Source organism: Halomarina ordinaria, from assembly GCF_030553305.1.
GTDB classification, from domain to species: domain Archaea; phylum Halobacteriota; class Halobacteria; order Halobacteriales; family Haloarculaceae; genus Halomarina; species Halomarina ordinaria.
Map to the genome: position 1 here is coordinate 15,449 of NZ_JARRAH010000002.1, position 20,227 is coordinate 35,675.

The following is a 20,227-nucleotide window of genomic DNA, read 5'->3' on the forward strand; positions in this document are numbered from 1 at the left end:
TCTAATGAAGCCTCCGTCCAGTCGAAGCGCCCTCACGCCGAACCGTCCATCGGGTGGTCGGTCGCGTCCGTACCGACCGAGCGCGCGAACGAGTCGGGACACGCCTCCGCACTCTCGCCGCCGGTCACTCCTCGAAGAGCCCCATCTCGTCGAGCGTGTCCCAGTAACTGTGGAGGCCGCGGATGTGTTGTCCGCCGTCGACGCAGATCGTCTCGCCCGTCACCCACCGCGCGTAGTCCGAACAGAGGAACGTGACCACCCTGGCGATGTCGTCCGGCTCGCCGATGCGACCCAGCGGCGTCCGGTCGACGAACGCCTCGCCCATCTCCCCTTCCAGGAGGCCGTTCCCTTCCGTGAGTGGGGTCCGAGTCGAGCCGGGCGCGACGGCGTTGACCCGGACACCGTACCGACCGGCTTCCGCGGCGACGACCTCGGTGAACTGACTGACGCCAGCCTTCGCCGCCGAGTAGTGCGGGAGCCCGTCGGTCGCCGCGATGGCGTTGAGCGAACTGACGTTGACGACCGCGCCGTCGTGCCCCGCCTCCAGGACGTGATTGAGCACGGCCTTCGTACAGAGGAACGGTCCGGTGAGACAGACGTCGACCGTCCGTCGCCACTCCGACTCCGACATCTCCCACGTCCGGGCGAGTTCCGCAGCGCCGGCGTTGTTCACGAGGATGCCGACGTCGCCGAACCGGTCGACGGTGTGCTCGACCATCGCCTCGACGCTCTCTGAGTCAGTGACGTCGCACGGAACCGCGACGGCGTCACCCTCGTACGCCTCCGTCAGTTCCGCACTCGTCTCGGTCGCCGTCGCCTCGTCGATGTCCGCGAGCGCGACGGACGCCCCCCGGTCCATGAGCGATTCGGCGATACCGCGGCCGATTCCCTGCGCTCCACCGGTGACGATGGCGTGGTTGCTAACGAGGTCCATGGTCGTGGTTGCTGAACGACCGGCAAAAGTATTTCGCGGGGGCCGGTGAACCGCGAAGAGGACGGTCTGTGCACTGGTCACCGGGAGTATCGGCTATCGACCGCGGTCTGAGATAGTTTTATGACGAGCCCCAAATGAGGACTGTGCGTGATAGATAATGGCAATCGATGAGGAGACCTCGAGGGGGTTCCTCCGGGAGATGCTCCGAATCCGGGCGTTCGAGGACGAGATCAAGACCCGGTTCCAGGAGGGCGAGATTCCGGGGTTCGTCCACCTCGATTACGGCCACGAGGGGACGCACGTCGGGATGAGTCAGGCGATGCGAGACGACGACTGGTTGGCGGTCGGCGGGGCACGGCTCGTCGGCCAGTACGTCGCGAAGGGCGTACCGTTGGGAGAGGTCATGGCCGAGCTGTACGGCAAGCGCGGCGGGTCGAACAAGGGGTACGGCGGGCAGATGCACGTCTCGGACGTCGACCGGAAGCTGTACGGCCACGCCGCGACGATCGGCTCCGGCCAGAACCCGGCGGTGGGGCTGGCGTTCGCCGAGGAAATGAAGGGGACGGACAACGTCGCGGTCACGACCATCGGCGACGGCGGGACCAGCAGGGGCTCGTTCCACACGGCGCTGGTGTTCGCATCCTACTGGGACCTCCCCGTGGTGTTCGTCATCGAGAACAACCAGTGGGCGATCTCGACCCCGTCATCGGCCCTGTCGCCCGACAACCTCTCCGACTACGGGATACCGCACAAGATGCCCAACGAGAGTATCGACGGGAGCGACGTCGAGCGGGTCTACGAGACGGTTTCCGAGGCCATCGAGCGTGCGCGTAACGGCGAGGGACCGTCGGTCGTCGAGAGCCGCGTCGCACGGCTCGGCCCCCACTTCGAGGGCGACAAGCAGACGTATCGCGACGAGACCGAGTTCGAGGAGGAGCGAGCACTGAAAGACCCGGTCGAGAACTACCGAGAACGACTCCTCGCCGATGGGGTCGTCACCGAAGAGGAACTCGACGACATGCTCGAAGCCATCCACGAAGAGGTCCAGGAAGCCGTCGAGTTCGCCCGAGACAGCCCCGACCCGGACCCCGAAACCGCCTACGAGAACGTCTATCGAACTCCGCTGTACGGTCAGGGGGAGGGATCATGACGAGAGAGATCACGTACATCGAGGCGATCGCAGAGGCCCTCGGCGAGGAACTCGAGCGAGACGACGACGTCGTCCTCTTCGGCGAGGACGTCGAGGAGTTCGGCGGGAACTTCGGCGAGACCGCGGGCCTCCACGAACGGTTCGGGAGCGACCGCGTCAGGAACACGCCGCTGTCGGAGATCGGCATCGCGGGGATGGCGCTCGGGGCGGCCGTCGGCGGGATTCGGCCGGTCGCCGAACTCCAGTTCGCCGACTTCGCCGCCACCGCCGGTGACGAGGTCTTCAACCAGATCCCGAAACAGCCCTACGTGAGCGGGGGCAGACTCTCGGCTCCGCTCACCATCTTCGCGCCGTCGGGGGCGGGTATCGGCGCCGGCGCCCAGCACTCCCAGTCCGTCCACTCGTGGATCGGGAACGTCCCCGGCTGGGTGGTCGTCACGGCGACGACGCCGTACGACGCCAAGGGGTTGCTCAAAAGTTCGATCCGCGACGACAACCCCGTGTTCTTCCTCCCACACAAGATGCTGAGCGAGACGAAGGGGGAGGTCCCCGACGAGGAGTACACCCTCCCCCTCGGTGAGTCGGCCGTCGAACGGGAGGGCGAGGACGTGACGGTCGTGGCGACGCAGGTGATGTTCCACCGCGCGAAGGAGGCGGCGGCCGACCTCGACCTGGACGTGGAACTCGTCAACCCCCGAACGTTCGCCCCGCTCGACACCGACACCATCGCCGAGAGCGTCGAGAAGACCGGTCACCTCGTGGTCGTCGACGAGACCGTCGAACGCTACGGGACACAGGGGTACATCGCCAACGAAATCGTCGAGAACAACTTCTTCAGCCTCGACGGGCCGCCGAAGACCATCGGCGTGAAGGACGTCCCGATCCCGGTGAGCCCCGTGCTGGAACAGGAGGTCCTGCCGAGCGTGGAGCGTATCAAGGCGGGAATCGAATCCGTCTTCTGACGCGCCGCTCTCGCTTCAAACCTCTCGCACCCAGGGTGGCCCCATTGTACGGACAGACGAGCATATCGAACGACATCCGTGGGTCTTGAAGTAATCCGACATCACCAGCCCGCCGTACGACCAGCCGACGAGCGTCGGCTGGTCGAGCTGCAACTCGTCGATGACCGCCCGAACGTCGTCGCCCCAGAGTGCGGGGTCGTCGTAGGCCTCGGTGGGCCTCTCCGAGTCACCGTGTCCTCGGAGGTCCATGGCCACCAATCGGAAGTCGTCGTCGAGGTCCGATTGCAGCTGGCGGTCCCACGCCAGTCGACTCTGGGTACATCCATGGACGAACAGGACGGCTGGTCCGTCGTCATCGCCGGTCTCGTCCACGTGAATCGTCGTCCTACCGCCGCCTGTTACGTCGTGCGACGCCATACCACATCTCCGTGGCAACCGGTCTGGATAACTGTTACTCAGCGAATGCGGAGTACACGTCGTCCCAATCACGTCACAAGAGAAGGTCCAGTGCGCCCTCTCTCACATCCCGTCTCGTCCGTCCGTCTCCGTTCTAGCTGGTACAACGACGGACCCGTGCAGGTGGTCCAGCGACGCGACGTCGGACAGCAGCGCCGCTAGAGCCACGGTGGAGGGCGATTCGTGGACCGACCTGATGGCGGTTCGTGATTCGTCCACCGCTTATCTCGGTATCGGGCCGAGGATATCGAGCCGGTACTTCGAGCCGAGCGTGGCCAACGCTTCGCCGTCGATTTCTCCTGGGGGTGGGGTCTCCATGGCTCCGGCCGGCTCGCCAGCCTCCACGAAGAACGCCTCGAACCCCCCCGGTGTGAGTCCAATCACCATCCGGCAGTCGTGGGCACTGACGACGTGGAACCCGTGTGGAATATCCCGTGGCAGGAATACGGTATCGTTCGGTCCGGCGCGTACTACCTCCTCCCCGGTGTCGCCGTGGTAACACTCGATTTCACCGTCGACCACGTAGAAGAACTCGTCTTCGGCGTGGTGGACGTGATACGGGGTCTCGAACCCCGGTGCAGCGATGTGTTCGACCAGAGCGGAGACCCCGCCGGTGGCCGCCGAATCCGCTTTGACGACTACCAACGCCCCGGCGGACCAGAGCGCCTGTCCCTCTTCACTCGCGGTCACGAACGGCTCGGGTGTCACGTGATCTGTCGTGGATGCCATGATCTACCGCAGACCTGAACGATAGATGATGGTATATCGTTGTCGTGATACGTGATAGCTCGGACATCTCCGTGACCACCGGGGGTGTTGTCTCCTCGGAGTCGGTACACCGGTCGTCAGTGTGAGAACGGAATCGTCACGGAGTGCTCCCCGGTCGATTCACGCCAGTTCCTTCACGACCGTCGCAGGGGCCCCTCGGACGAGCACCCTTTCTGGGGCGTCTTCGTGACTCAACGGTCGGCCGTGTGAGGAATGACGCCACATCGAGACGCGGCGAAGACCGGCAACGAGGGGGCGAGTGTGAACCGGGGGGAGCTCACCGACTCGATCTCCCAGCCGTCCGGCGCGGTCCTCGTAGGCGGGACCGATGCCGTTGCCGGTCGTGCCGACGGCGGTTGTGTCCGCGGCCCGTGACGCCTCTCCAGCGGCAGTCTAGTACCAGAGGGAACGGGAAGACGACGTGTGCGGCACTCGATACCCCGACGTCGGGGTCGTATCCACGCTCGCGAAGGCGATCGAGTTCATCGAACAGCGTGTCGGAATCGACCACGCACCCGTTGCCGAGGACGCCAGTCGCCCCAGGGCAACACCGCTGGGGAGTGATCGGAGTTCGAACTCGTCGTCGGCAACGGTGACGGTGGGGCCAACGCCGGCCCCACCCTGGTCCCGGACGACGACGTCGGCAGCGTCGCCGAACAGGTCGACGTCACTGCCCTCGCCTTCGTCGCCGGATTGCGAACCGACGACCGTCGCGCTCACGAACAGCACACCCGTCCGTCTCGTAAAAGCCGGTCCGTGAAGCGCGCTTCACAGACCGGTATTGCTGGTCGCTGTGGTAGAACGGGTTCACTGGAGGCCAGAACGTGATTTCGAGCCCTACCTCCGCCGTCTCGACGGTGAATATCCCGACCGAGAGTCGTCCTCAGCGGAGGGACACAGAGCGGTATCTCGGCCGTGTCGAACCCCGTACTCAGTGAGCGTCTGACGAAGCCGTGCGGCATACAGAGCGCGCCTCTCGTTCGACTCAGGTCTCCTCTCGGATGTGCGACGAGGTCACACGGTTGAGTAGTGTATATAGAGCAATGGAACGAACCGCCATCGGGAGGGGTGTCCGAAGTGATCGTATACATCGACCGATCGACAGTCCGTGACGGGAAACTGGCCGAGCTCGAGCCGGCGATGGCTGATCTGGTGGCCTTCGTGGATGCCAACGAACCCGACATCCTGTCGTACAACGTCTACTTCAGTGACGACGGCACCCGGATGACCGTCGTCCACACGCACGCGAATGCAGCGTCACTCGCGTATCACATGGAGGTTGCAGGCCCCGAGTTCCCCCCGATCGGCGAGTTCATCGAACTCGAGGCCATCGACGTGTACGGGCGACCGGGTGAGGAACTCGTCCGCAAGCTCGAAGAGAAGGTATCGACGCTGGGACACGGTCGCGTGGTGATACACGACCACCATGCCGGGACGAATCGGGGGGCTGTCGACTGATCCGCATGCCGAACTCGGTCCCCGTATTCAGCAGGGCGGTTTGTCACCCTCTACGGGGCTGAGAGCCCTCATCGACGAATCAGCCGTTCCGTGGGGTGGGAGTGTGTCGACGCCGGCCCCGTAATACCCGGACTACGCCGTCAGCACGTCTGCCAGCGCATCGGTGTCGGGGACGGTGATGTCGGGGCGATGGATCCAGCCACCGTACGGGTTCTCGTGTCTGTTGAGGAACGCCCCACGCATACCGATCGCCTTCGCACCGACGAGGTCGAACGTGTGGGCGGTCACGAAGAGGACCTCGTGCGGTGCGACGTCGAAGCGTTCACAGCACAGGTCGTAGGACGCCCGATGCGGTTTGTACGCGCCGGCGTCGGCGACGGAGACGATACCGTCGAGGTCCGTCTCGAAGTTCGGACGGACCGCTTCGAGCATGTCCGGATCACCGTTCGAGAGACCCACGAGTTCGTATTCGTCGCTCAAGCGATCGAGGGCAGCGTCGACGTCCGGGTACGGTTCGAGGGTCTTCCACTGGCGGATGACCCAGCGGACGTCCTCGTCCGGCACGTCGAGACCGAGTTGCGCTAACCGGTAGCTGAGTGCCCGGCGACTGACCTCCTTGAACGGCGTGTGCGGGCCGGGAATCAGCGAATCGATCATCGAATCGCGGAAGTGCATCGCCAGGTATCGTCGCAGCAGAACCTCCGGGTCGTAATCGCTGCCGTGTTCGCTGAGCAGTTCGCCGAGGGCCGGCACGAGCACCGCCTCGCGGTCGAGGAGCGTGTCCCACAGGTCGAACGCGAGCACCTCGGTTTCCTCTCGGATGGTCTCCGCAGCAACTGTTGACATTTCCACTTCTACGGAGGTACGGCGACATAATAAGTATTTTCTTGCGGATTTTCTATGGAATTATCCTTCGATGCCGGATTTCATCGTGGAGGTTCCGGGGAGATTCGACGATGAAAAATCAACCACGGACGGCGCGGCTCAGCGGCGTATTCCCCGTCTCTACACGGGAGGTGCGAAGCGAGGGTCGCTTCGTCGACCCCTTCCATTCGGCTGTGGCGAACGGGGAATCGCTCGAACCGCGTTGGCGGGATCCGCTCGGCAGAGCGGCCACGACCGATCACGTGAACGTGAGGTTGAGCGTGATATCCTCGATGGCGCCGCGGAGCGTCTCGCGGTAGAGAGCTTTGATTTCGCCGTCGGTCGAGAGCCGATGTGTCGGCCCGGAGATACTGATCGCCCCGATCACCCGCTCGTCCGCCGAACGGACCGGTGCGCCGATCGCGGTGAGTCCCTCGACGGTTTCGCCCTCGTTCGTCGAGTATCCTCGTTCCCTGATCGCTTCGAGTTCCGCGTGAAGTGTTTCCTCGTCCGTAATCGTCCGCTCTGTCTGGGCTGGCAATCCCCACCGGGCGACGATGTCGGAGACGCGTTCGGAGGGGAGATGTGCCAGAATAGCCTTTCCAGACGCACAGATGTGCAGGTATCGGGGGTTACCGAGCGTCGTATTGTTCGGCGTGCCGTGTCGCCCTTTGGCCGTGGTCACGTAGATTCCCCGCCCGTGTTCTTCGATCATGAACTGCACGCGCTCGTCGGTCTCCTCGGCCAACCGCTCGACGTTCGTTTCGATCACGTCGAGCCCCGTCACTCTCGCCCGCGCGTACTGTGAGAAGTACAGAAACCGGTTCGAGATGTCGTACTCCCCGTCGATGGTACGGACGTAACCGAGTCGATGAAGCGTCGCCAGGTGAGCATGGACCGTGCTGGGCGCGTATCCGAGTTCCGTCGCGAGTTCGTTCACCCCTGCTCCGTCGCGCTCGACGAGCGCCCCGAGGATTCGGAACGACCTCTCGACGGAGCTAATCGTCTTCGTATCTCCCGGCTGCATACTGGTCTCCAGCCACTGCGGTCAGATAAGTCCCAACCTCGCTCACGACACCGCGTTCCTGTCCGCAGCCCACGGCGTTCCTCTCGATAACTCCTCCTGAACCCACATCACCGTCCAGACGCCGGAGGAGAGAGCGCTCTGCTCATTTCGACGCCCCGGATGGGTGGCACTCCGCGCACAGCACCCCCGCTTTACCCGGTCCCAGGTGACAGGCCGATGGAATCCCCGATTCGACTGTCTCTCCGGTCGAGTGTCTGTCCACCGACGGTCCCCGACTCCGTTCCTGCGGCCGGGGCCCTCATCAGCGGTACGCTCACCGTGGTTCCGGGGACCGTTCATTTCGTCACGAAGCGGCCACTGGACTTCGGCGGCACGAGACCGACCGGTCGGGACTCGGTGCGTCCGGTTGCTCTGCTTTGACCACCGCTCTGACCGCTGCGAGCAGTTGGATATCGAGTCGGTCCCAGACCAGTCAACGCTGTGACGCAGTGGCACACGCGCGTCACCGACGAGCTTCGCGAGACTGTCGAGCGTGTGGCTCGAACGATTCGCACCAGAGCACGGAACGCCGACGTCGCTGTCCCGCGCGAATCGGAACGGAGCGTCCAGTCGCGGGGCGATGACGCGGACGAAACGAATCCGGGGCACCGAGCCATTCTCGACGATACTCAGACGACCACGGAACACGTCAGTCGAGTCGCCGTCCCCGCACGTTCGTCAGAGCGCGGAGACGACTCGAGAAATCGATAGTAGTTACGTACTGCCAGTGGGGAACCCGGCGATGGTTGCGAGACAGGTTGATGTACTTCGAGGACATGGCCAGAATCAGTGGCGTTCTCAAGCGATTACTGGCGTGAGCACTCGGTCGAATTCTCCGCCGGCGAGTTCACAGGGGCGATAGGGGATTCGGTTACGGTGTTTCCGGTGGTCGTCGCCATCGCTGCCCTCACGGACCTCTCGCTGAGCCATCTCCTCCTCTGGTTCGCCGTCTTCCAGGTCGTCTGGGGGCTCTACTACGGCCTGCCGGTCTCGGTCGAGCCGATGAAGGCACTCGCCGCGCTCGTGATCGCAGGCGCCCTCACGGCGAGCGAACTCGCACTCGCAGGGCTCCTCGCCGGCGTCGTTCTCCTCGTGGTGGGATGGACGGGGACGCTCGGTCGAATCGAGCAGTACGTGGGCCAGCCGGTGATTCGAGGCGTTCAACTCGGCGTCGGGCTCATTCTCCTCGAGACGGGTATCCAACTGAGCCTCGACGGGGTGACGCTCGCACTCCTCTCGGCCGGCGTCGCAGCGGTGGTGACCGTCGCGGGCTACCAGCAGGCGAGTGCGCTCGTCGTCCTGTGTGTCGGTGCCGTCTTCACGATTACACAGGTTGGCGTCCCCTCTCCACAGCTTCCCGCGGTCACGGCCGGCCTTCCGCGTCTATCGTCGGTCTCTGTGGCGACGCTCGAAGGAACGGTCGCGCAACTCGCGATGACGGTCGGAAACGCCGCCGTCGCCACCTCGTTACTCCTCTCGGACTACTACGACGCGGACGTGTCTGCCGACGAACTCTCGACGAGTATGGGCGCGATGAACCTGTTCGCGATTCCGCTCGGCGCGATGCCGATGTGCCACGGGAGTGGGGGTGTCGCGGGGAAGTACGCCTTCGGTGCCCGAACCGCCGGGTCGAACGTGATTCTCGGCGTGATCTACGCGGGGGCCGCGGTACTGGCGGTCGGCATCGTGGCCGCGTTCCCCCTGCCGATGCTCGGTGTCGTCCTCGGTCTCATCGCTATCGAACTCGGACGAGCGGGGCTCGATACGGACCACCTGCCACTCACGCTCGGAATCGGATTGCTCGGCGTGGTGACGAACATCGGTCTCGCGTTCGTACTCGGCGCCCTCGGATTTCTCCTCCTCGAGCGTTCGTCGTAGTCACGTCTCGTGTCACGTTCTCTGAACGAGGTGCATACGGTGTATCGAAGAAGGCTCCGAAGATTCCGCTCCCCCCGAGAGATCCCCCGAGCAGGGACGCAGCAAACGATGGACGCCTGTTCGTCAGCTATCACAATACGAGACGCTCCTGCGTCCTCCGACGGGTTACGGAACGGCGAGGAGAAAGCCCCGTCCGTTGGGGGCGGGGATGAATCCGACACGATGGTTCCGCACTCGACCGGTCACCGGTCGCCGGTCGCCGGTATCGAATCGCCTCGACCCTCACCGCGGCTCGAAGACGTGGACCGGCCAGTCGGTCTCGTAGTCGAGCGCGACCTCCCGCTCTGCGGCCGTCGGCTCGCGCACCGTGAGTTCGACCGCGTCACCGATGGCGACGTCGGCGTAGTCGGCGGTCACGCGTCCGAGGAGGCGGCCACCGTCCGCGAGTTCCACGACGGCGACCGTGTAGGGGGCGTCCGCCGCGAACGCCGGCGGCGGCGTGTGAACCGCCGTGTACGAGAAGACCCGCCCCTCTCGCGACTGCGGTTCGACGTCGACGGCACGGCTCCCACAGGCGTAGCAGGCCGGCCGCGGCGGCAACAGGACCTGTCCACAGTCCGCACAGACCCCGCCCAGGAGTTCGCCGTCCGCGAGGGCGTCGAAGAAGCCCGGAAGCGTCCGCGGGTCGGTCGCGTCGAGGCCACCGTCGGTCATGGTGCCTCCGCCGTCGTGAGCACGTGACCGACGGTGACGGCGTCCGCGACGCCCCCCTCGTTGAGCAACAGGGCCGTCTCGGCCCCCTCGACGGCGCGGTCGCCCGCGGCCCCCGTGAGCTGTTCGTAGGCTTCGAGCGCCTGCAAGAGCCCGGTCGCGCCGATGGGGTGGCCGCGGGCCTTCAGCCCGCCGCTCGGACTCAACTGCACGTCCGTCCAGCCGTCGGCCCGCTCCGCTGGCGCCCGGTAACTCTGATAGCCCGTTCCCGCGGGGGCGAAGCCGGCGGCCTCCGCGAGCAGCGCCTCGCAGACGGTGAAGGCGTCGTGGACCTCCGCGATGTCGACGGCCGCGGCGTCGATACCTGCTTCCTCGTAGGCGGTCTCGGCGGCGATGCGAGCGCCCGCGACGTCGGTCATGTCCCGCTCGGCGACCGCGATGTTGTTCGCGGAGGCCCCGCTGCCCGCGACGCGCACCTGCGGGCGGTCGAGGTCGGCCGCCAGTTCGGCGGTCGTCACGAGGACGGCCGCGGCGCCGTCCCCGACCGGCGCACAGTCGTAGAGCTTCAGCGGCGGGGCGATGGGGTCGGACTCCAGGACCGTCGCCACGTCGATCTCCTTCGGGAACTGCGCCCGGGGGTTGCGCGCGGCGTTGGCGTGGTTCTTCACCGCGATCTCGGCGAGGTCGCGTTCGGTGGCCTCCGTCTCGTGGAGGTAGCGCTGGGCGAGCAGTGCGTACTGGCTGGGCGCGGTGATACCGGAGCGCTGCTCGATGGCGCGGTCGAACGCCGCCGACAGCGCGTCCGTCGCGCCGCTGGTGCCCGCGGACGTCATCTTCTCGACGCCGCACGCGAGCACGGCCTCGTGTTCCCCGTTGCGGACGTCCTTTACCGCGTGGCGCAACGCGAGCGCGCCCGCGGCGGCACACCCCTCGACCCGCTCGGCGGGGACGTGACGGAGGCCGGCCCACTCGGCCAACAGCGTCCCGTACATGATCTGGTGTTCGTAGCTCTCCGACTGGTTGCCGACGTACACCGCCTCGACGAGGTCGGCGGGGTCGGGCAGTCCGTCGAACGCCTCCGCGAGGGCGACCGAGAACAGGTCGCGACCCGGGAGGTCCGTGCGGCCGAGCGGCGAGGCGCCGACCGACGCGATGACTGGCTGTGGCATGCGTACCTACTCGGTTTCAATGGGCATAGTTAGCTATTCGCATCTCCCCGGTCGGCAGGGAACCGTCGACGACGGTGGGCGTCGTCCCGGGATGCATCGTCGACCACTCGACGTGATGCAGTACCGACCGGCGACGCTGAACACAGCGGCAGTTTCACCACGGCAACGGAATGTACAGCAACCCCGACGTCGAAACGCCCCCTCACGCGTCGAACGGCCCGTCTCGAACGAGGCATCTCGCGTCTCGGAACCCTCGCCCGTACCTTCCGCACCTTCGAGGAAGCAGGGCAGGCGATCGACGACGGCTACCGGTCGCTCGGTCTCGAAACCCGGTACTGTCTCAGAATGCGTTCGGCACCGTCGACGTTCCACACCGACCAGAATATGTTCGGGAGCACGCTTTTTTCACTGGCTCTAGTTCGGTGATTATGGCCCTACGGTATCTCCCGGAGAGGTTAATGGAGGAGCGACTCTGTCGACGAACTGTTCGGGTTGCCGACTGGATAGTCGGGTCGCCGCGACCACCAACGGGGTGGTGTTCGGATGGTAGCTGAGTCGTTCCCGTGGTGGCTCCGAATCACCCACTGGTTCAACTTCTTCTTCCTGATTCTGTTGTTCCGCAGCGGCTACGAGATACTGATGAGCCACCCCAAGCTCTACTGGCACGACGACGCCGAGCCGGGCACCGAGTGGTTGCGGGCTGGTGACCGAGAGCGGTCGACCGAGTTCGACAAGGAGGTCATCGAGGACGACGAGCTGTGGGCGGCCGAAGACGAGATCGACCCACCCTCCGCACTCGTCTCGCTGCCGGGGCGCGACGCCATCGGGATGGGCCGACACTGGCACTTCTGGGGTGCGCTCGGATGGACACTCTGTGGGCTGTTCTACGTTGGCGCGCTGTTTACCACCGGTGAGTGGGCGCGACTCGTCCCGACATCGCTCGCGATCTTCCCCGAGGCGTGGGATAACCTGCTGACGTATCTGCAGTTCCGGATCCCTCACGGCGATGGGGGATACAACGCGCTCCAACAGCTGACCTACTTCAGCGTCGTCTTCATCCTCTCGCCGGTGATGATCCTGACCGGTATCCTGCAGGCGCCGGCGTTTCGCGCCCACCTCCAGGGCTGGTTTTCGGTCAATCGGCAGTTCAACCGGAGCGTCCACTTCATCGGCTTCGTCGCGTTCAACGTCTTCCTGTTCGGCCACGTCGCGCTGGTCGCGGCCCACGGCTTCTGGTCGGAGATGCAGTTGATCGTCATCGGCCCCGGCGAACCCACCGGCGCGCTCGCGGCTGGCTGGACGGCCATCTTCGGGACGGCCCCGACGGGCTACGAGCTCACCGTCGCGCTCACGCTGCTCGGCGTCGGTATCGTCGGCAGTTTCGCTGGCTTCGCGACGTGGGTGACGCTGAGAGACCCCGACAGGACCCAAAACTGGCTGGAGATCGTCGTCGACCCGCTCCTGCACCGGCTCTTCACCCACGTCACGTTCTACGACGGCGACGACGTCGAGGAGTACTCGGACTTCGCCCGCGTCAACGGCAAGCCGCCGCGGAACGACGCCTACCGGGAGCACTTCGAACACGACTTCGAGGACTGGACGGTCACCGTCGACGGCGAGGTCGAGCACGAACTGGAGTTCTCCACCGAGGAGATCCGCGAGCTGGCCAAACAGGAACACGTCACCCGCCACGACTGTATTCAGGGATGGACCTACTACGCCAAGTGGGGCGGGGTCCCCATCTCGGCGTTCATCGAACGCTGTAACCCCGACGACGACGTCGAGTGGGTCGTCTTCTGGACGCTCGACGAGAAGTGGGAGTACTCCGAAGACGGGCCGTTCGAGGAGGTCGACGACGCGGTACCGGAGTTCTACTACGAAGCGATTCGTCTAGAGAAGGCCAGGGAACCACGGTCGATTCTGGCCTACGAGATGAACGACGGGGACCTGCCGGTGGCTCACGGCGCGCCCTACCGCCTCCGCATCGAGAGCCAACTGGGCTACAAGATGGCCAAGTGGGTAAACCGCATCGAGTTCGTCGAGGACTTCGAGGACATCGGGAAGGGCAAGGGTGGCTGGCGCGACGACGTGCTGAACTACTACCCCAACAGCGCCGACATCTGACGGTCCGACCCGTCGGATTTATCGAGTTTCGATGGCTCGCCTCTGACGATTGCCGACGAGATGGCCAACACACGAGACCCTCCGAGCGATTCGTTCGCCGACAGTGACATCGCCACGGTCGTAGACGAGTGGAACACGCTGTACTTCGCGTTCGTCATGGCGACCGGTATCGTCTCTGTCGCCGCCTACGAACTGGGCTTGACGTGGGTCGGCTGGGGGCTGTTCGGCCTCAACGTGGTCGCCTACCTCGTCGTCGGTGGGTTCACCCTCGCACGGATCGGCCACGTTCCGTCGGTCGCACTGCGTGACCTCCAGTCGTACGACCGTGGAATCGTCTCGTTTACGATGATCGCCGGAACCTGTGTCCTCGGCAGCCAGTTCGTCGTCTTCGATGTGTCGACGACGGTCGCGACAGGTCTCCTCGTCGTGGGCAGCGTGCTGTGGGGACTCCTCATCTACGGCGTCTTTTTCGCCCTGACGATCACCGCGACCGACGAGCCGATCGCCCACGGCATCGACGGCAGTTGGTTCCTCGCGGTGGTCGCTACCCAATCAGTGGCGGTGTTGGCCGGCCTGCTCGCGCCAGTCTCCCAGTCGACCGAGTCGCTGCTGTTGGTCGCGGTCGGTCTCTACTCGGTCGGCGGCATGTTCTATCTGATCCTCATCACGCTGGTGTTCTACCGGATGACGTTCTACGCGTTCGAGCCACAATCAGCGACCCCGCCGTACTGGATCAACATGGGGGCGGTGGCGATCACGACGCTCGCGGGGGCGACCCTGCTCGAAGCCACCGACCAGTGGCAGTTCCTGGCCGATATCGAACCGTTTCTGACCGGGTTCACCTTCTTCTTCTGGGCCACAGCGACGTGGTGGATTCCGTTGCTGCTCATACTCGGTGTGTGGCGGCATACGGTCGGTGGAATCGCGCTACCCCACACCCGCGAGGGGTACCGACCGCGCTACTGGGGGATGGTCTTCCCGCTCGGGATGTACGCCGAAAGTAGCCTCCGGCTGGGGACCGTCACCGACCTCACGGTTCTCACCGCTCTTCCGGAACTGTTCGTCTACGTCGCGCTCGTCGCGTGGGTCGGCGTGAGCGTCGGTCTCGTCCGTCGACTGGTCGACGTCGTGTGACGACCGTTCGCCCCAATCATTATGTCTCGTGGTGTCGATGCGCACACAGGGATGAGACATGCCACTTGGACCCGTTTTCACCCACAGCCATCCGTCCGACGAGACGACACCGTCGACCGAGTCGAACAGCATCTTCGCAACCGGAGTACGAAAAGCACGGACCGTCTCACACCGGATCAAAGACCGGGCAACGGACGGGGTCGCGGCCGTCGAGAACGGAGCTGACCAGGTCAAGCAGACCGTCGCCGACGAAGCACGACGGAACGCCCTCGAACGCATCGAGCGACGGCTCGAACGAGCGGTCGCTGACTACCCGAGCGTCGACGAACGGGCGGACCGTCGGCTGGACGCGTTCCTCTCACGGTACGCCCTCGAGAGAGCGCAGCTCGACGAGAGGACGGTCGACCGACTCCGCCGTCGGTTCCGACACGAGGAGCCCACACTGGCCGAGGAGCTTCTGAACTCCCTCACCACGGACCGGTCGACCGAGCCGGTCGACGCGAACGAGGGGGGCGAACAGCTCACCGAGACGGTCGAGCAGTTCTGCGAGGACGCGGCGGTCGATTCCGATCAATCGCTCCGCGGGATCGTCGACGACCTCGTCCAGCAGGACGTGATCACGCTGGGGACGGCCATCGAGTCGCTCGTCGACTCGCTGGACGCTGGCTCTCTCGGGGCGCACCCGGGTACGGCCGAGTCGGACCGAGAGACGGAGCGTGTTTCCCCTGCCGGCCAGGTGCGACCACCCAGCGCCGATACCGCATCCCCGGACGGTCTCAGTCCGGTCGCGACCGTCGCCGTCCTGTCGACCATCTTCCTCGCCGGCGAGCGTGCCGGCGATGGAGGCGGTTCGGTCCTTCCGAACGTCGGCACAGCTGTTCCGGGGCTCGATACGGAGGTCACGACTGTACTGTCGGTCCTGGAGCGAGTGAGTAGCTTCGATAGAGGGGGTACGACGCTCCGACCGAGCGGTTCGAAGGCGCTGGTCGGCCTCTTCGTCGCCAATCTGGTCGCGATGTCGGTCGGTGCCTGGCTCTCTCGGACCCACGCGCCGCCGATTCCCGAGGAGATTCGGGGCCCCGATGGCGACCGACTGGTCAGCGCCGCCGGGATCAAACTGGGCAAGAAGGCGTTCCAGGCCAACGGGCTGATGAACCACGGCTCGGTGCTGGGGAACGGCTCGTATTTCGGCTCCGATCTGACCGCCGACGCACTCAGCGCGAAGGTCGACCACATGCGCGAGTACTACGCCGACGAGCGAGGGGCGGATTCCTTCGACGACCTCGACTCGGACGAGCAGGCGATCGTCGCCCGGCGCGTCGAGGACGAACTCGACTCGGAACTCGAGTCCGAAGCGCTCGTCACGTACTCCGCCGCCGAAGCGTACGCCCACCGACAGCTACGGGCGGAATACGTCGACCGGTACTACCGCGGTCGACCGGAGCACGGTATTCCAGAGGGAGCCGTCGAGAGCCCCGAGCAGGCCGAACGCCTCGCGGATTTCGCGGCCTGGACGGCCTGGTTCGCACACACGAACCGCCCCGGTTCGGAACACTCCTTTACCAACGACTGGCCCTACACTCCCGGAAGTGGGAACCGACCGACCGGGCAAGTACTCGGCTGGAGTACGATCAGCCTCGTGTTGCTGATCGCCGGTGGCGGACTCGGCGTCTGGGCCTACCACTCCCTGGATTTCGCCGAGCCAGCGACCGACGCCGTCGACGTTCCACATCCGGATTCGGTCGCGACGACGCCGACACAGCACGTCGCCGCGTGGTACGTGCCGGTCGCCGGGGTGCTGTTCCTCGCACAGGTGTTCGCCGGTGCGATGCTCGCCCACTACTACGTCGAGCGAGACGACTTCTATCGCATCGGCGAGCGCTTCGACATCGACGTGCTCTCGGTGCTCCCGTTCTCCGTCGTGCGCACGTACCACGTGAACCTCGGCGTCCTCTGGATTACGCTGCTGTGGCTCGCGGGGGGACTCTTCCTTCCGGGGCTGTTCAGCGACAGTGACCCGGCAGGTCAATCGCTCGGTGCGGCCGTGTTGCTCGTCGCGCTCGTCGTCACCACGGTGGGTGCGTTCACCGGGGCCTGGCTGGGCATCCAGGGCAAACTCGGCTCACCCGAAGACGGAGACCGCTGGTGGCTCCTCGGTGCGGAGGGTCTCGAATATCTCGAGACCGGTCGCGTCTGGAAGGTGCTGTTGCTCGCCGGATTGGCCGGCTGGAGTGGCCTAGTGTTACGCGGGGCCAGACGGGTCGACGAGAGCCCCGTCGGTCTCGGACACTTCATGACGTACGCCGGTGGCTCGATCGCGCTGCTGTTCGGCGCGAGCATGCTCTACACCCCGGAGACGAACATCGCCGTCACGGAGTTCTGGCGCTGGTGGGTCGTCCACATGTGGGTCGAGGGCGTCTTCGAGTTCTTCGTCACCGCCGTCACGGCCATCGCGCTCGTCTCGATGGACCTCCTGGACAAGACCTCCGCAGAACAGGCGATCATGTTCGAGGTGTTCGCGATCATGGGTGCCGGTATCGTCGGCGTTTCACACCACTACTGGTGGGTCGGCCTGCCGGACTTCTGGGTGCCGCTGGGGACGACGTTTTCGACGCTCGAGTTCGTGCCGCTGATGTTCATCCTCCACCAGAGCCTCGAGGAGTACCAGACCCTCCAGGCACAGACCGAGGCGTTCCCGTACACGCTGCCGTTGCTGTTCATTCTCGGCAGCAGTCTCTGGAACTTCGTCGGTGGTGGGGTGCTCGGCTTCTTCATCAACATCCCCGCCATCAACTACTTCGAGCACGGCACGTACCTGACGGTGGCCCACGCACACACGGCGACGTTCGGTGCGTTCGGGCTCCTCGCGCTGGGACTCGGCACGTACATCCTCCGTGTCGTCACCCCGGAAGCCGCCTGGGAGCCCGGTTGGTTCCGGGCCACGTTCTGGCTGACGAACATCGGTCTCATCGTCATGACAGTCGCGTCGCTGCTGCCGCTGGGGTTCAGCCAACTCCGCGCGGTGTACGCCGAGGGGTACGACGCAGCCCGGAGTCCGGAGTTCTACGAGCGACCACGGAACAAACGGTTGCTCTGGGCCCGGAGTCTCGGTGATACACCGATGATTCTCGGGGCGGCGGCGTTCACGCTCGGTGCTGTCAAACACCTCCTTGCGGCACGAAAGGAAGCCGGAAAGCGTCCAGAAAACGAGCTATCGATTCACTCGTAGAGCGCGGGTCGTCCGAACCCCCGTGGATTCGGTTTTTCAACGGGGGTCCGGAGTGGCTTCGACAGTAGTTTGGTTCGTCCGAAAGGGCACCGCCGTTCGTGCACGTGTTCTCCTCTCACGAGTCGTGTCACCAGTGTGAGCCCCGAGTGCCTGGAACGTGTGACCGAGGCGTGCAACTCGGTACTCGAGTACTCCATCGAGCGAGTCCGGGTGGGGGAATCGCACGCGTGTCAGTCGAAACCGCATCAGGGTCGTGATACCCACTCCTGGTCGAGTTCCGTGCGTACCGTCACGTCCGGACCCGAGAGTGGTACGCCCCGTCGGCGAGCGCAACCCGGAACGTTAAGTGGCGTTCGATAGACCAAGCCAACGACGAATGGACATCTCGAAACGGCAAGTCGGCAAGGCGACCATCGTCGCGGTTGGCGCGTTCATCGTGTTCGGGGTGGTCACCGCACTCATCCCGAACCCGTTCTATATCCGAAAGGTACCGAGAACGCCGCTCGATTATCTGTTCCTGAGTCTCACGTCCGGGTTGCTCGGAGTGTACGTGGCACAGCGGTCGAACAGCGTGGACCAGAACGACAGTCGTTTCGCGGTGCTCGGCAGCGCGGGGGGCTTCTTGGCGTTCGGCTGTCCGATCTGTAACGCCTTCCTGCTCGCCCTGTTCAGTAGTTCCGCGCTCATGACGTATCTCGACCCGCTCCGTCCCGTGCTGGGGGTCGTCTCGGTCGTCCTCCTCGGCGGGCTCGTCTACGTCCGTTACTCCCGGACGTGTCGACGGTGCCGAGCCGAGGACACTACCGACGAGGCTCTTTCCCAAGGTGGAGAGCCGAGTACGCACCAGTGACTGCCCTCCGTCGGGACGGGCCCTAGTCAGCACCCCCCGTACCTCGGACGGCGTGTTCCGCAGGTCGGGGGGTGACCCGGACCAATTCTCGTGCCCCGTATTGACCGCTGGTCAGGGGTCGCTACGCGTGAAAGGCTCGCGGCACGACTTCCGCAGCTAACTCACCGCCGACTGTCGTGGAAACAGCCCTCGCACGTCGGTTGTCGCGGTTGGTAGACACAGAGCGTGGGGCTCTCGCCGCACTACCCTTCGCGACGGTGCGTCAAACGATGCCAGCGCCTCGAGCGATGAGAAACAGTGAGACGAGAATACCAGGTATCCCAGGGACGATTCCAAGGCGCTCGTTCCGAGTCGTGGTCGTATGTACGGCGGTCACTCGTTGGGCAACAGCATCGCGCCACGCGGCTCTCGATACACACTCGTGGCAGTCCCCCCAGCCTCATCATCGCACCTCGTCGTGGAACAGCCGGGGGTCATCACGTGTCGACACGTGTAGTGTACGGGTCTCTCACTCCTCGAGCGCGTCGAGGGACGCAACCCCACGCCCTGTACAACACAGCGACTGGTGCGGTTTCCTCAGCTGTTCGGTCGAGTTGGTCCGTTCGAGGCACCGTCCGACTGGGGAGAACCGCAGGGTCGGTCGCACGCGGTAGTCAGTACTCAACGCCAGCAGTACCATCTGCAGGGGTGGCAGTTCCGGAGCCGTCGAACTCGTCCGCGTCGTCGTCGCGCAGTTGCAGATACGCCGCCGCCATCAACCCGTAGCCGAACAGCGCAAGCGCGCTGGTGAGCGTAATCGTCACGACCTCCCCGACGATTGGGACGCCCGCCAGGTCGAAGAGCGTCCCGAGGATACCGGTGACACCACCGACGAGGAACGCGAGTACCACGAAGACACTCAACTTCAGTCGGTTCCCACGTGACAGCGCCCAACTCGCTTGCAATCCATCAATGATACCCCGGTCCTCGACGCCGACAGTGAAGATGAAGAACAGGAAGCAGATCGTGAGAAACACACCTGGGACGATGATGAGTGCCAGTCCGATCGTGACGGAGACGCCGACGACGAGTCCCCCGACGACCATCGAGAGCGTCGCACGTCCCATTCGGCGCGTGTAGAGGACGGACGGGAACGTCGAGAGGTCGCCCAGCGGCCGGGCGAGGGCTCTGGTGGCGACCACGAAGTACACCGAGCTGAGGAGTATCGCGACGACGAAGAGGATCCCACCGACCGTCCCGGAGACGGGCAGCGTGAGGCCGAGCATCCCCTCGAGCTCGCCAGACGCCTCGGGAGGGAACAGTCCGAGGACAGCAGTGTTGACCGCCGCCTGAGTGAGGAGCTGAATCACGAGGAGGGCGAGCAACAGGATTCCGCCGGTTCGGGTCAGCACCCGTCTGGTTCCGTCGACGAACATGCGGCCGAGTTGGAGGGCCATGCCCCCCATCTCGTATCCGTCAGTATAAATTCACATGA

General features: G+C 64.9%; 16 protein-coding genes and 1 pseudogene. 8 read left to right on the forward strand and 9 right to left on the reverse strand.

The features are described from left to right. Positions 1-124: 124 nt before the first annotated feature. The gene (locus P1Y20_RS14955; RefSeq protein ID WP_304449508.1) at positions 125-934 is read right to left on the reverse strand and encodes an SDR family NAD(P)-dependent oxidoreductase; all 810 of its coding nucleotides are present in this window, start codon (positions 932-934) and stop codon (positions 125-127) included. Between the two features lie 157 nt (positions 935-1,091). Here P1Y20_RS14955 and P1Y20_RS14960 point away from each other — a divergent pair, with 157 nt between their 5' ends. After that, positions 1,092-2,084, forward strand: coding sequence for a thiamine pyrophosphate-dependent dehydrogenase E1 component subunit alpha (locus P1Y20_RS14960; protein WP_304449509.1), 993 nt, complete (start codon positions 1,092-1,094; stop codon positions 2,082-2,084). Then, positions 2,081-3,046, forward strand: coding sequence for an alpha-ketoacid dehydrogenase subunit beta (locus P1Y20_RS14965; RefSeq protein ID WP_304449510.1), 966 nt, complete (start codon positions 2,081-2,083; stop codon positions 3,044-3,046). The genes P1Y20_RS14960 and P1Y20_RS14965 overlap by 4 nt, the downstream gene beginning before the upstream one ends. Positions 3,047-3,061: 15 nt before the next feature. On the opposite strand, the gene P1Y20_RS14970 is transcribed toward P1Y20_RS14965, so the two are convergent. From P1Y20_RS14970 to P1Y20_RS14980, 3 genes and pseudogenes are all read right to left on the reverse strand, one after another. After that, positions 3,062-3,463, reverse strand: a complete 402-nt coding sequence (locus P1Y20_RS14970) for an alpha/beta fold hydrolase (RefSeq protein ID WP_304449511.1) — start codon at positions 3,461-3,463, stop codon at positions 3,062-3,064. Positions 3,464-3,724: 261 nt separating this feature from the next. Then, entirely contained in the window at positions 3,725-4,231 is a 507-nt protein-coding gene (locus P1Y20_RS14975) for a cupin domain-containing protein (RefSeq protein WP_304449512.1), read from the reverse strand. Between the two features lie 316 nt (positions 4,232-4,547). Further along, a pseudogene (locus tag P1Y20_RS14980) lies at positions 4,548-4,999 on the reverse strand (adenylosuccinate synthetase). A gap of 348 nt (positions 5,000-5,347) precedes the next feature. On the opposite strand from P1Y20_RS14980, the gene P1Y20_RS14985 reads away from it, so the two are divergent. Then, complete coding sequence (locus P1Y20_RS14985; RefSeq protein ID WP_304449513.1) at positions 5,348-5,728, forward strand: hypothetical protein; 381 nt, start codon at positions 5,348-5,350, stop codon at positions 5,726-5,728. 132 nt (positions 5,729-5,860) lie between these two features. Here P1Y20_RS14985 and P1Y20_RS14990 read toward each other — a convergent pair whose 3' ends face one another. Both P1Y20_RS14990 and P1Y20_RS14995 read right to left on the reverse strand, forming a co-directional pair. Next, positions 5,861-6,574, reverse strand: coding sequence for a haloacid dehalogenase type II (locus tag P1Y20_RS14990; protein WP_304449514.1), 714 nt, complete (start codon positions 6,572-6,574; stop codon positions 5,861-5,863). A 277-nt stretch (positions 6,575-6,851) separates the two neighbouring features. Further along, complete coding sequence (locus tag P1Y20_RS14995) at positions 6,852-7,619, reverse strand: IclR family transcriptional regulator (protein ID WP_304449515.1); 768 nt, start codon at positions 7,617-7,619, stop codon at positions 6,852-6,854. An 828-nt stretch (positions 7,620-8,447) separates the two neighbouring features. Between P1Y20_RS14995 and P1Y20_RS15000 the strand changes: the two genes are divergently transcribed. Then, the gene (locus P1Y20_RS15000; RefSeq protein WP_304449516.1) at positions 8,448-9,536 is read left to right on the forward strand and encodes a putative sulfate/molybdate transporter; all 1,089 of its coding nucleotides are present in this window, start codon (positions 8,448-8,450) and stop codon (positions 9,534-9,536) included. A gap of 282 nt (positions 9,537-9,818) precedes the next feature. Here P1Y20_RS15000 and P1Y20_RS15005 read toward each other — a convergent pair whose 3' ends face one another. Then, a complete protein-coding gene (locus P1Y20_RS15005) occupies positions 9,819-10,250 on the reverse strand; it encodes a Zn-ribbon domain-containing OB-fold protein (RefSeq protein WP_304449517.1) in 432 nt (143 codons plus the stop codon). After that, on the reverse strand, positions 10,247-11,416 hold the full coding sequence (locus P1Y20_RS15010) for a thiolase C-terminal domain-containing protein (protein WP_304449518.1): 1,170 nt from the start codon (positions 11,414-11,416) through the stop codon (positions 10,247-10,249). Before P1Y20_RS15010 ends, P1Y20_RS15005 begins: the two co-directional genes overlap by 4 nt. Positions 11,417-11,959: 543 nt before the next feature. Between P1Y20_RS15010 and P1Y20_RS15015 the strand changes: the two genes are divergently transcribed. From P1Y20_RS15015 to P1Y20_RS15030, 4 genes are all read left to right on the forward strand, one after another. Beyond that, positions 11,960-13,540: a molybdopterin-dependent oxidoreductase gene (locus P1Y20_RS15015; RefSeq protein WP_304449519.1), complete on the forward strand. Its 1,581-nt coding sequence runs from the start codon at positions 11,960-11,962 to the stop codon at positions 13,538-13,540. Between the two features lie 60 nt (positions 13,541-13,600). Next, the gene (locus P1Y20_RS15020) at positions 13,601-14,674 is read left to right on the forward strand and encodes a tellurite resistance/C4-dicarboxylate transporter family protein (RefSeq protein ID WP_304449520.1); all 1,074 of its coding nucleotides are present in this window, start codon (positions 13,601-13,603) and stop codon (positions 14,672-14,674) included. A gap of 58 nt (positions 14,675-14,732) precedes the next feature. Further along, a complete protein-coding gene (locus P1Y20_RS15025) occupies positions 14,733-17,903 on the forward strand; it encodes a nitric-oxide reductase large subunit (RefSeq protein WP_304449521.1) in 3,171 nt (1,056 codons plus the stop codon). 376 nt (positions 17,904-18,279) lie between these two features. Then, positions 18,280-18,753, forward strand: a complete 474-nt coding sequence (locus P1Y20_RS15030) for a hypothetical protein (RefSeq protein ID WP_304449522.1) — start codon at positions 18,280-18,282, stop codon at positions 18,751-18,753. Positions 18,754-19,406: 653 nt separating this feature from the next. Here the strand turns inward: P1Y20_RS15030 and P1Y20_RS15035 are convergent. Next, the gene (locus tag P1Y20_RS15035; RefSeq protein WP_304449523.1) at positions 19,407-20,189 is read right to left on the reverse strand and encodes a DUF7847 domain-containing protein; all 783 of its coding nucleotides are present in this window, start codon (positions 20,187-20,189) and stop codon (positions 19,407-19,409) included. Between the last annotated feature and the right edge of the window lie 38 nt (positions 20,190-20,227).

Coding starts and splice junctions, on each gene's coding strand:
- P1Y20_RS15025 (WP_304449521.1), top strand. CDS start 14,733: ATGCCACTTGGACCCGTTTTCACCCACAGCCATCCGTCCGACGAGACG.
- P1Y20_RS15015 (WP_304449519.1), top strand. CDS start 11,960: ATGGTAGCTGAGTCGTTCCCGTGGTGGCTCCGAATCACCCACTGGTTC.
- P1Y20_RS14975 (WP_304449512.1), bottom strand. CDS start 4,231: ATGGCATCCACGACAGATCACGTGACACCCGAGCCGTTCGTGACCGCG.
- P1Y20_RS15010 (WP_304449518.1), bottom strand. CDS start 11,416: ATGCCACAGCCAGTCATCGCGTCGGTCGGCGCCTCGCCGCTCGGCCGC.
- P1Y20_RS14960 (WP_304449509.1), top strand. CDS start 1,092: ATGGCAATCGATGAGGAGACCTCGAGGGGGTTCCTCCGGGAGATGCTC.
- P1Y20_RS14965 (WP_304449510.1), top strand. CDS start 2,081: ATGACGAGAGAGATCACGTACATCGAGGCGATCGCAGAGGCCCTCGGC.
- P1Y20_RS15005 (WP_304449517.1), bottom strand. CDS start 10,250: ATGACCGACGGTGGCCTCGACGCGACCGACCCGCGGACGCTTCCGGGC.
- P1Y20_RS14990 (WP_304449514.1), bottom strand. CDS start 6,574: ATGTCAACAGTTGCTGCGGAGACCATCCGAGAGGAAACCGAGGTGCTC.
- P1Y20_RS14955 (WP_304449508.1), bottom strand. CDS start 934: ATGGACCTCGTTAGCAACCACGCCATCGTCACCGGTGGAGCGCAGGGA.
- P1Y20_RS15035 (WP_304449523.1), bottom strand. CDS start 20,189: ATGGCCCTCCAACTCGGCCGCATGTTCGTCGACGGAACCAGACGGGTG.
- P1Y20_RS14995 (WP_304449515.1), bottom strand. CDS start 7,619: ATGCAGCCGGGAGATACGAAGACGATTAGCTCCGTCGAGAGGTCGTTC.
- P1Y20_RS14970 (WP_304449511.1), bottom strand. CDS start 3,463: ATGGCGTCGCACGACGTAACAGGCGGCGGTAGGACGACGATTCACGTG.
- P1Y20_RS15020 (WP_304449520.1), top strand. CDS start 13,601: ATGGCCAACACACGAGACCCTCCGAGCGATTCGTTCGCCGACAGTGAC.
- P1Y20_RS15030 (WP_304449522.1), top strand. CDS start 18,280: ATGGACATCTCGAAACGGCAAGTCGGCAAGGCGACCATCGTCGCGGTT.